Origin of the sequence: Anaerofustis stercorihominis DSM 17244 (genome assembly GCF_000154825.1) — a bacterium.
GTDB classification, from domain to species: Bacteria; Bacillota; Clostridia; order Eubacteriales; family Anaerofustaceae; genus Anaerofustis; species Anaerofustis stercorihominis.
The window spans coordinates 91,690-103,155 of the sequence record NZ_DS560017.1 but is presented as its reverse complement, the minus strand read 5'-3'; the positions used below and the strand labels follow the sequence as shown (position 1 = coordinate 103,155).

The following is an 11,466-nucleotide window of genomic DNA, read 5'->3' as shown; positions in this document are numbered from 1 at the left end:
AAAATACTTTTTAAATGTTTAATAACAAAAAAATAAAACGCATAAAGTATCTTTTCAATATGATTATCAAATTTTAAAGCTATATAGTCTTTAGTCGTTGTTCCTTTACAAAAAAGAAAAATTATGATAATATAAGTCATAATATCAATAACGGGAGTATATTATGAAGCCAAAAACAAGACAGTTAATAGCCAGGATAATTGTCGCTGTCCTTGCTGTATTAATGGTTTTAGGCGCCGTATCGCCTTATATCTGGGGAGCAGAAAAATATAAAACTTACACAAACGAAAAGCTTCATGTCAGCATGAAGCTTCCTTCTTCTGCGAAGAAAAACATGGAAAAACTGAGCGAAAACGCAAGAGAATTCCCCGTTAATTTCTATTTGACGGCGAGAATAGTCTACGGTGACATATATGAAGATACTTTAAGCGAAAAAAAACTTTCCAAGGATGAACTTTTAAGAGAAGAGGTTTATATAGAAAGTCAGTATACAAAAGATACTTGGAACGATAAAAAATATATCACAAAATATTTCAAAGATATTTTGGGGGACGCGAAAAGCGAATATTCTTTTGAAGTCTCAAAGTCCAAGTTAAGCGGGATACCTGCTTGGAAATGTTATTACAAAGGTAAATCCGCAAAGAGTGCGGGGTATTATTACCTGACCGTCACCAACGGAGGACTTTACGTACTTCAGCTCGACTGCTACTTAAAGAGCCTTTCGAATTATAAAGGCACGATAAATAAAATAAAAGACAGTTATACAATAACAAACCTTGTCGTTCCCGATGCTGCCGAAATAGCGGCAAAGAAAAAGTCTTTGGCAGCGAAAAAAAACAAGGAAGCTGAGGTAAAGGAAGAGCAGAAAGAGACACCGAAGGAAGAGACTTCGCCTGCTGAAATACAAACGGAAAAAGAAGGCGAATCGGTTTTCGGATATTTCTTTGGCGGAGGGATACTTATACTGATTGTCGGCGGGATAGTGATATATGCTCTAAGGCAGAAGAAATATAAGAATATGAAGAAAAAAAGAAAAGAACTTAGAGTAAAAAGGAAAAATAACGATAAAATAGAATAGAAAATGATAAAAAGAAGTTTTAAACTTCTTTTTATTTTAATATAATAAGGGTAAAGATATAAGGAGAGAAAAAATGGGATATTGGCAGACCAGAGGACTTCGGGGAAGCGACTTTGAAGATTTGATAAACAGGACGAACAAAGAATACTTTGACGACGACCTTGCAGTCGTACAAAAGATCCCCACCTCTATCAAGCCCGTAAAGCTTGATAATGAAAGAGGCGTGATTTCTCTTGCATATTTTGACGAAAAGAGTACAGTAGACTATATGGGAAATGTTCAGGGGATACCGGTTTGTTTCGACGCAAAGGAAACGACGCATAAATCCCTGCCCATAGCGAATATCCACTCTCATCAAGTCGAATTTATGGATAAATTCGATATGCAGGGAGGTATCGCATTTTTACTTGTTCACTTCAGTAAATTTGATGAATATTATATTTTAGATATGAAAACTCTTATCAAGTATTATAACGATGCGCAAAACGGGGGAAGAAAATCGATCCCTTATGAGGCATTCAATAAGGACTTGGAGATTTTTACGGACACGAAATATCCTCTTCACTATTTGGAAGGGGTAGGTACATATCTTGAGATTAAGGAGAAGACGAATGATTAAGCTTTTGATAGATAATAAAAAAGAAATAGAAGTAAAAGAGGGAACCACTATCGAGGACATAGTTGACTTAAGCGAAAATCACAGATTTGTGGTCGGGGGACTTGTTAATAACGTAGTCGAAAGTTTGAATTATGAATTCAAAAAGGACAGCACCTTTGAGTTCGTGTATATAAATTCCTCTCTCGGAAAGAAGATTTATGAAAAGACCCTGCTGTTCCTGCTTGCGGTAAGTTCAAAGCAGGTTTTTAAAGACAGGGAGATCTCCATAGGATATTCTCTCGGAGGAGGTATCTTCTTTGAATACACCGACGAGAGCGACTTGAGCGAAGAGGATATAAAAAAGCTTAAGTATGAAATGAAGAAGATAATAGAAGATAATTATGACATAAATAAACTCAAGACCACCAGAGAAGACATGAAAGCCTCTATCGATAAAAATATATTCCTTACCAACAAAGAACTGGTAGACTGCTTAAGAGACGGTATACTTACTTTATACGAGCTTGGAGGGGCTTACGGATATTTCTACGGGGACCTTCTTCCTTCCACAGGGTATTTAAAAGTATTTGACATAATCAAATACAATCACGGAGCGATACTCCTCGGGTGTGACAAGACTCATCCCGATAAGGTACATGAATTTTTTGATAATCCCAAACTCTTTGAAGAGTATGAAGAGTTCGATAAGTGGCTTAAAGATGTGGGGGTTACTAATATAGCTTCCCTCAATAAAAAAATCGAAAACAACGAAATTGAGGAGCTTATACTTGCAAGCGAAGCCAGACATGAATATCTTATAGCAAAAGCTGCGGATAAGATAATCACCTCAAAGGATAAAAAGAGGATAATTTTAATAGCAGGCCCCTCTTCTTCCGGAAAGACCACCACATCAAAAAGACTTCAGACTCATTTGATGGCAAGGGGGCTAAGCCCGGTTACCATAGGTCTCGATGATTATTTCCTAAACAGAGACATCACCCCCAAGGACGAAGACGGGAAACCTATGTACGAGTGTTTGGAAGCCATAGACGTTTCTCTTTTTAACGAACATCTCTTAAAGCTCATAAACGGAGAAGAAGTGGAAATCCCTATCTTTGATTTCCATACGGGAACGAGGAAGAAGTTCGGAAGAAAAATCAAAGTTAGCGAAAATAATCCTATAATAATAGAGGGTATCCACGGACTCAACGAAAGACTGACCGTTTCCATACCCGATAAGGATAAATTTAAGATTTATATATGTCCTTTTACCGTAATGGGTATAGACCAATACAATAGGATAACCACATCAAAAATAAGGATGCTCAGAAGGATAGTAAGGGATACTCATGCAAGGAGCAAAAAAGCGATAGACACGATAAGCATGTGGGAAGACGTTAGGAGCGGAGAAAAAGTAAATATAATCCCATACAGAGAGCAGGCGGATTATATAATAAATTCCACTTTGTTATACGAGATACCTATCCTTAAAAAGTACGCTTATCCTCTTTTACAGGAAATAGGAAAAGGAGAAAAGTATTACTATGAAGCCAGACATCTCCTCGATTTCTTATCCTTCTTTAAAACCATAGAAAACGAAGAATATATCCCCGGAGTTTCTATTTTAAAAGAATTCATCGGCGGGAGTTTTTATGAATAATATATAAGGGGCTCTGCCCCTTGTAACGGGTCTTAGGGCGAAACTTAAAAACAGAAAGGCAAATATTACACAAGAAAAGGTATTAGGAAAATCCTAATACCTTTGTTTTTTAGGGCCTAAGCCCCTTATAAATTCATTATTTTAAGTGCAACGTTGAAATATACGAGGATGGAACAAGTATCAACAAGGGTCGTAATAAGCGGAGCCGCCATTATCGCAGGGTCCAGCTTCAATTTTTTTGCCGCTATGGGCAGGATACACCCCATAAGTTTCGCCATTATGATAGTCGCTATCAAAGTGATACCGAGTACCAATGCAAGAATAGTATCGTGATAGAAGATTATTATCCTAATCCCGTTTACTATCGCAAGAGAAACACCCACAAGAAGTCCTATTTCCCCTTCTTTGAGCATGGCTTTGAATACGTCTTTAGGCTCAATTTCATCAAGGGCAAGACCACGGATAATCATCGTCGAGCTTTGTGAACCGCAGTTCCCCCCTGTCCCCGTTATCATAGGTATAAAGGCAACGAGAAGAGGAACTGTCGCAAAAGCCGCTTCATAGTGCGTTATCACCGCTTGAGTCATGGTCGCGGATAACATCAAAAACAACAGCCACATTATCCTGTTCTTGGCATGAGTGAAAGCGGGAGTCTTGAAGTAACTTTCGTCACTTGGCATCATAGCTGCCATTTTTTCGAAGTCCTCTGTGTTTTCTTCTCTGATTACGTCGATGGCATCGTCTACGGTTATGATACCTATAAGCCTGTCTTCTTTATCTACTACGGGAACGGCAAGTAAATCGTATTTATCGAACATCTTCACTACGTCTTCTCTGTCCGCCAAGGTATGAGTATAAATGAAGTTTGTCTCCATTATATCCTCGATCATCTCGTCCATATCGGAAAGAAGGATATCCTTGGTGGAAACAAGTCCGATGAGCTTTTTGGTCTTATCCGTAACGTAGCATGTGTATATAGTTTCTTTGTCTACCCCCGTAGCCTTTATTTTATTAAGAGCTTCAAGGACGGTCATATCTTTTCTTAAAGACACAAACTCCGTAGTCATGATGCTTCCCGCACTATCTTCGGGATATTTAAGTATTTCGTTTATTAGCTTCCTTGTCTTTACATCGGTATGTTTGAGTACTCTCTTCGCCACATTTGCAGGCATTTCCTCTACAAGGTCCGCCGTATCGTCTACGAATAATAAATCAAGTACTTCTTTAAGTTCTTCATCACTGAAAGCCCTTATAAGATATTCCTGATTGTCGTTATCTATTTCAACAAAAGTCTCTGCGGCAGTCTCCTTAGGAAGCAGCCTGAAGATTATGAGCACATCCTCCATGGGTATTTCGTCAAAGAGAGGTGCTATATCGTTTGGATTCAGCGTTTCCAAGAATTTTTTCAGTTCATAAAAACGTCTTTCATTTAACAGTCTTAATATTTTTTCTTCCATCTTACCCCTCCTTTAAATGTGTAATATGTTCATTGCAATATTAAAATATATTATCAGAGAACACGCATCTACCACCGTTGAAATAAGCGGAGATGCCATGACCGCCGGGTCTACTTTAATTATCTTTGCCAAAATCGGAAGGATACAACCAAGTATCTTTGACATAAAGACGGTACATATCAGCGTAAGCCCAAGGACTATAGCCAAAGTAATATTGTGATAAGTAAGGATTATCCTAAGTCCGTTGACAAGGCTTAAAACTACCCCCACCATTATGGATATGGCACTTTCCTTTTTTACTACCTTTAATATATCTTTGGGTTTTATCTCATCCAGAGACATCCCCCTTATAACCATGGTCGCACTCTGAGAACCGCAGTTTCCTCCGGTATCGCTTATCATCGGAATGAACGAAGCCAAAATCGGAACGACGGCAAAAGCCAGTTCGTAGTGAGTGATTATCGTTTGGGTAAAAGTCGCGGATAACATCAAAAACAACAGCCAGCCAAATCTCTTCTTTGCATGAGTAAAGACGGAAGTCTTAAAATAAGTATCTTCACTGGGAGTCATGGCAGCCATTTTTTCAAAGTCTTCGGTATCCTCTTCAACGATTACGTCGATAACGTCATCGACGGTTATGATACCGATGAGCCTCTTTTCATTATCCACAACGGGTATAGCAAGCAAGTCGTACTTGTGAAAAAGCTTAACGACCTCTTCCCTGTCTTCAAGAGTATTTGCATAAATAATGTTTGTTTCCATTATATCTTCTATTTTATCTTCCATATCGGATAAAAGAAGATCCTTAGTGGAAACGAGTCCGATAAGTTTCTTTTTAGAGTCCGTGACGTATAAGGTATAGATAGTTTCCTTGTCTATACCGGTTGCTTTGATTTTTAAAAATGCATCATATACGTCCATATCTTTTCTCAAAGATACAAACTCCGTAGTCATGATGCTTCCCGCACTGTCTTCGGGATACTTTAGGATCTCATTTATCTGCTTTCTGGTTTTATAGTCCGTATGCTTTAATATCCTCTTTGCGACACTTGCAGGCATTTCTTCTATTATGTCTACGGTATCATCTACAAATAATAAATCCAAAACTTCTCTTAATTCATCATCGCTGAAAGACTTTATAAGATATTCCCGGATATCGTTATCAAGTTCCGCAAATACATCGCTTGCCGTGTCTTTTGGCAAAACACGAAAAATAAGCGGAATGTCTTCCAATGGGATTTCATTAAAAAGAAGAGCAATATCCGCAAAATTCATTTCTTTTAGTACATCTTTGATCCTTCTGAAGTCACGACTATCTAAAAGTTTTAATATTAATTCTCCTTTGTTCATGTTTTTGAATTGAATGCTAAAACTAAACCTTAGGAGTATATTTAATTAGCTCGAAAATGAACGCACTTTTAAAGCAGTACGTCCTAAACTGATTATAATACGCCCTCCGGGTTCAGTGCTGATACTACTTCCCGCATCCATTTTCTTCACCACCTTTTCTTTATTTATCTAATAATTTATTATATGCGCTTTTAAAAATTTTGTCAACGATTTTACCCTTTCATTTGCTTTTCTTTAATAAATATAACAAATATCGTAAAACGAAAGTAAGTATAATATCTTTAGACATATTGCAAAAATATTAAGTTCATAATCGATTTTTACATATTATTTTATCATTATAAAACAAAAGGATTATTTAAAAATCTTATTATTAATCGAGATATTTTTAAAATGAAATAATCGTAAAAAAAGCGGGCACTACGCCTGCTAAAGCAGATTCCGCGCCCGCAAATATTGACTTTATTTTTTACTTTTCTATTTCCCGAACATCTTTACTATCTTATCCATGTTGGTCATAGCTTCTTTATACCCGAAGTCGTAAACCTGTTTGATATAATTATCGTCTAAAGTAAGCTTAGTATCTTCCAAATATGGATTTATTACAAGATCGGAAGCATTGATACCGTCGTAAAGGCTCCTGTCAGCCATGATATCTATGGTAGCGAAAAGCATATCGAAGTACTTCGTGCTGTCGGTACCTATTTTGGAATACTTCTTTAAGTTTATACTAAGGACCTTGTCCGCACCCTTATCCTTTAAGATATCCGCAGGCATATTATTTAATACGAGCCCGTCGACTAGAGTATATTTATCGCTTACAACGGGAGTGAAAACGCCCGGTATGGCACTGCTGGCTCTGACCGCAGTAGCAAGTCTGCCCTTATCCATTACTACCAGCTTACCGCTTTTCAAGTCCGTGCTGACCGCATAAAAAGGAATCAAAGTATCATTGAATAACTTATCTCCTCCGATACCCAAAAAGAACTTCTCTATATTTTCCGAATCTATCGCAGGAGAAAGGGTTATCCCTTTAAAAGAATTTATCAAATCCTTGGCGGAATCGAAACTAAGTTTATTTCTGACACTTTTATAATTGATTATATCCCTTACTTCCATGCTGAGTGAATAATCAAGCATTTCATCCGCACCTATACCCAGTGCATACAAAGCACCTACGATACTCCCCGCACTGTTTCCCGAAGCCATATCGAACTTGATACCATTCTCTTCCAAAGCTTTTATGACTCCGATATGAGCAAAACCTTTCACACCGCCTCCGCTGAAGCATATTCCCGTCTTTTTCTTCTTAATAAAGTTAAACATATCCTCACCTCTTAAATAAATTATATACGAAAATATAAATAAGTAAACAATAGTTATTGACACTTAATGATTTTTTAATTAAAATATAACTTGTGGGCTGGTATAACTCAGCTGGTAGAGTAACTCATTCGTAATGAGTAAGTCGTCGGTTCGAATCCGACTATCAGCTCCATTAAATTTTTTCAGGGGTTCCACCCCTATGACCCCGCTAAATCTTTGCTCGCCCAAAGATTTAGAATAAAGGGCTCCGCTGGGCGCGGTGCCAAAGCCTTCGGGAAAAGGGATATTAAACTTACTAAAGTCAATCACACGCATATTACCTGAATGATTTATTTACTTATTAGAAAATGACAACATCATATGTAAAAAGATTATAAATAAAATATATTGATTTATGAATAACTGTTATATTTAAATTACTAAGAGCTTTGTTTCAAAGTATAGGGACAAATTCTTTTTTTATTATATTGATTAAACAATGATTTATATTATTTTAAAGGTGTTAAATGCTTTCTATAAATGCAGTGCCTTGTATTACAATCAGCTTTCCTAAAATTTTGGAACAGTCGCTACCCCAACCATTATTAAATTAAAAGTTTTATGATTATACTGTTATCCCCCTTAAACAAAGAAAAATCAAATTTATTAAAGTAAATCAACCGCAAATTATCTTAAAAAGTTTATATGTTCTTTTTCAAAATAAAAAAACAAAAAATCTCTACTCAAGCCGTTGTAGCTTAGCATTCGTGGAAAGGATATTAAACTTACTAAAGTCAATCAACCGCTTATTACCTGAATGATTTATTTACTTATTAGAAAATGGCAACATTATATGTGAAAAGATTATAAATAAAATATATTGATTTATGAATAACTGTTATATTTAAATTACCATAAAGGATTTGTTTCAAAATATAGGGACAAACTCTTTTTTGTTTATACAGCTTCAAGCCAAGACATTTATATTATTTCAAAGGAGTTAAAATTTTTCATTCTAGAGGACATTACGCTGACAAGAAAGATATTAAACGCCCAATTTCCTTTCATATTTCAATTACATAAAAATTTATTTATCTCATAAGTTACCAGTTACTTTAAAATTATGAGGAACAAGTAAAGTATAGGTATAACAAGATATTAAATCTACTAAATTAAATCAACCGCAAATTATCTAAAAAAGTTGTTTACTTTTATAAATGATAACTTTCAAAGTACGAAAATGATATAACAAATATAAGTCATATTTAAGATAGTCACAATAACACCCTCTATTTATGATTATTTTAAGAATTATTTAGAATTATTGTTGAACATTCATTAAAATTCAAATATATATTTACACATACAAAATAACACGATTTCTTTAGTTTGCTGTACAGCAGTTTTACATTAACGATATTTTAAGGTTTCTTGTTTTTATATCAAACCGATTTTACCCAAACAATCACTATTATCAAAGCTCTAAAAATAAGTTTTATTTATTCATCTTCTTCTAAACTTCCATTCATCATTTACGCACCTAATTTAAACCCAAAAGTATAATAATGTACATGCAATCAGTAATATACATTCCTTAATCTTGGCTCCGGATCACAAAATAGTTTAATTAAAAAAGCCACTCTATTATTTCTTATTTTTATGTTTATTATTAAGTATATTTGGTGTAAAATATAATAAATAATAAAAGGGGTAAAAAATGAACCTATATCAGTTTTTAAAGGACATCAAATCAAGCCTTGACAAACTAAGTGAAGATTTTATTTATACATTCGCTGCACAGTCGGCTTTCTTTATGATGTTCTCTTTCGTACCTCTGATAATGATAATCGTCTTGCTCGTACAGTACCTTCCTTTGACACAGGAAGAACTCATAAGCATATCTATCCATATATTCCCTCAGGCGCTCGCAGGCTTTATCACTGACTTATTCAAGGGACTATATATAAACTACTCGGGAACAGTGCTCCTCGTTACATTTCTAACGCTTGTATGGTCTGCTTCAAAGGGTATTTACTCAATATCCAAGGGACTTAACACAATATATAAAACAAAAGATGAAAGAAATTATATTCAAATAAGAGGGGTATCTCTCCTCTACACGATTTGTTTCGGACTTATTTTCCTTTCGGTAATAATCCTGTTGATATTTGGGATAAACATAGCTAAATTTCTGCAAAGCGAACTGTTTTTTATAGGTGATCTTCATATAAATTACAGTTATCTGGGTGGATTTTTCTTGCTCCTTGCAATATTTCTTATAACATTCTGCGTACTTCCAAAGAGAAAATGTCATATCTTAAAAGAACTTCCCGGGGCGATATTTTCCTCGGCAGGCTGGATAATATTCTCCTGGCTTTACTCATTATATATAACAAAGGTCGGAGCAAACTCGCTTATTTACGGTTCTCTAAGTGCGGTGATACTCTTCATGCTTTGGCTATACATCTGCATGTATATAATCTTCCTCGGTGGAGAACTGAACGTTGTGCTTCAAACCTATGACATAAAGAAAATAGTAAAAAGCTGGTTTAGTAAACCAAAGAAAAAAGCGACGTTAAAGGATTATTTTAAACTGCTTTTTTAAAACAACATATAAGGGGCTCCGCTCCTAAAACCAAATGCAGGTCGTTACCCTGCGACCCAACATTCTGCAAGGCTCCGCCTTACGATCCGCCCTTTTTTGTCCGAAGAAACAAAAAAGGGGTAAAAATTCTTCCACTGCGTGGTGCTAAGCCTTCGGCAAAAGGGATATTAAACTTACAACAGATATTCACCCAAATATTACCTAAAAGAGTTATCACCTTTAATAAATAATAGAATTTTTCTTTTTAAGAGGTTAAAGTTGAGACTGTTTCATAAAAAGCGAACAGTATTTTTTCGGAAGAGAAGCTAGCCCATTCCCCCTACATATAGAATTTCATTTTACTATCAAATAATAAATCTTTATAAAAGGGACGGGAAAGCGACTGTTTCACAAAATGCGGGCAGTATTTTGACTGTTTACTATTTCGAAGAAATAGACATATTTTATAAATAAAATATGTGCAGTCTTTAGACTGATAAACAACACGAGCAAATTTACATAAGCAAGATTTGCGAGTTCCTTTAATTTATCCAGTCGCTTTTAGCCTTCGCGGCTTGAGCGAAGATTTTTTGGTACTTTTTAATCTTTTAAAAAGTGCCGGGGTGTAAGGGGCAGCGCCCCTAGGAAGTTTGTTTCAAGAAAAGAAAGGATACTGTTTTATGAAAGTAATATGTATCGGCGACAGCCTTACAAACGGAAACATAGGTTATACTTACAGAGATTATTTAGGTAAACGATACGAAACTATAAACAAAGGAATCGACGGAGATACGACGGAGGGCGTGGCGTTCAGACTTAAAAGATGTCTGAAAGATAAAAGATACAAGGATATAGATACATATATTTTATTTGTGGGGATAAATGATTTACTTTTTTCTTTCTCTGCATTTTCTTATTTTGATGAAGAAATGTACGAAAACAGTCAAACTGACTTCAAAGAGCTTTATGAAAGCATGCTTATTGATTTAAAAAATAATGATAAAAAAGTGATTATTATAGGTCTTCCTTACGTTGAATATTCCGACTTTAATCAAAATCTTATAATTTCAAGAAATAATGTAATAAAAAGCTTAGCAGAGAAATACGGCTTTTCATATATAGATATATATTCCCTTCAAAAAGAGGAAGCGGAAAAAGGAATACCCCTTACTTTGGACGGAGTTCATTTTGCCGAAATCTCCGCAAAGCTTTTGGCTGTTGCCATCACCAAACAACTTTAAGAAGTTCTGCCCTTAAACCCACATTAGTGGTTCTGTCCCTAAAATCCCGCAAACCTATTATCGGGCAAAATTTTCTAAAACAATCTTTACTTTTTGTAGGGCAAAGCCCTACAACCAATTATAAGGGACTCCGTCCCTTAAGAACCATGCCAGTATTTTTACAAATAAAAAACAACTTAGGGAAACTCGCAAA

Annotated in this window: 8 protein-coding genes and 1 tRNA gene; 6 read left to right on the top strand and 3 right to left on the bottom strand. The window is 35.5% G+C overall.

Annotated elements, in window-relative coordinates; translation table 11 throughout:
* The first annotated feature begins 163 nt into the window (after positions 1-163).
* The 3 genes from ANASTE_RS03790 (at position 164) to ANASTE_RS03780 (ending at position 3,336) form a co-directional block, all read left to right on the top strand.
* Positions 164-1,078, top strand: a complete 915-nt coding sequence (locus tag ANASTE_RS03790) for a hypothetical protein (protein WP_007049625.1) — start codon at positions 164-166, stop codon at positions 1,076-1,078.
* Positions 1,079-1,151: 73 nt separating this feature from the next.
* Positions 1,152-1,697, top strand: a complete 546-nt coding sequence (locus ANASTE_RS03785; protein WP_007049624.1) for a Holliday junction resolvase RecU — start codon at positions 1,152-1,154, stop codon at positions 1,695-1,697.
* Entirely contained in the window at positions 1,690-3,336 is a 1,647-nt protein-coding gene (locus ANASTE_RS03780) for a nucleoside kinase (RefSeq protein ID WP_007049623.1), read from the top strand. The genes ANASTE_RS03785 and ANASTE_RS03780 overlap by 8 nt, the downstream gene beginning before the upstream one ends.
* 125 nt (positions 3,337-3,461) lie before the next feature.
* On the opposite strand, the gene mgtE (ANASTE_RS03775) is transcribed toward ANASTE_RS03780, so the two are convergent.
* The 3 genes from mgtE (ANASTE_RS03775) to ANASTE_RS03765 form a co-directional block, all read right to left on the bottom strand.
* Entirely contained in the window at positions 3,462-4,793 is a 1,332-nt protein-coding gene (gene mgtE, locus ANASTE_RS03775; RefSeq protein ID WP_007049622.1) for a magnesium transporter, read from the bottom strand.
* Positions 4,794-4,805: 12 nt separating this feature from the next.
* A complete protein-coding gene (gene mgtE / locus ANASTE_RS03770; protein WP_007049621.1) occupies positions 4,806-6,143 on the bottom strand; it encodes a magnesium transporter in 1,338 nt (445 codons plus the stop codon).
* A 477-nt stretch (positions 6,144-6,620) separates the two neighbouring features.
* Positions 6,621-7,469, bottom strand: coding sequence for a patatin-like phospholipase family protein (locus ANASTE_RS03765; protein WP_007049620.1), 849 nt, complete (start codon positions 7,467-7,469; stop codon positions 6,621-6,623).
* Positions 7,470-7,565: 96 nt separating this feature from the next.
* Between ANASTE_RS03765 and ANASTE_RS03760 the strand changes: the two genes are divergently transcribed.
* From ANASTE_RS03760 to ANASTE_RS03750, 3 genes are all read left to right on the top strand, one after another.
* Positions 7,566-7,641: transfer RNA gene (locus ANASTE_RS03760), tRNA-Thr, on the top strand.
* 1,524 nt (positions 7,642-9,165) lie between these two features.
* Positions 9,166-10,053: a YihY/virulence factor BrkB family protein gene (locus tag ANASTE_RS03755; protein WP_007049619.1), complete on the top strand. Its 888-nt coding sequence runs from the start codon at positions 9,166-9,168 to the stop codon at positions 10,051-10,053.
* A gap of 659 nt (positions 10,054-10,712) precedes the next feature.
* Entirely contained in the window at positions 10,713-11,273 is a 561-nt protein-coding gene (locus ANASTE_RS03750) for an SGNH/GDSL hydrolase family protein (RefSeq protein ID WP_007049618.1), read from the top strand.
* The last annotated feature ends 193 nt before the right edge of the window (positions 11,274-11,466 follow it).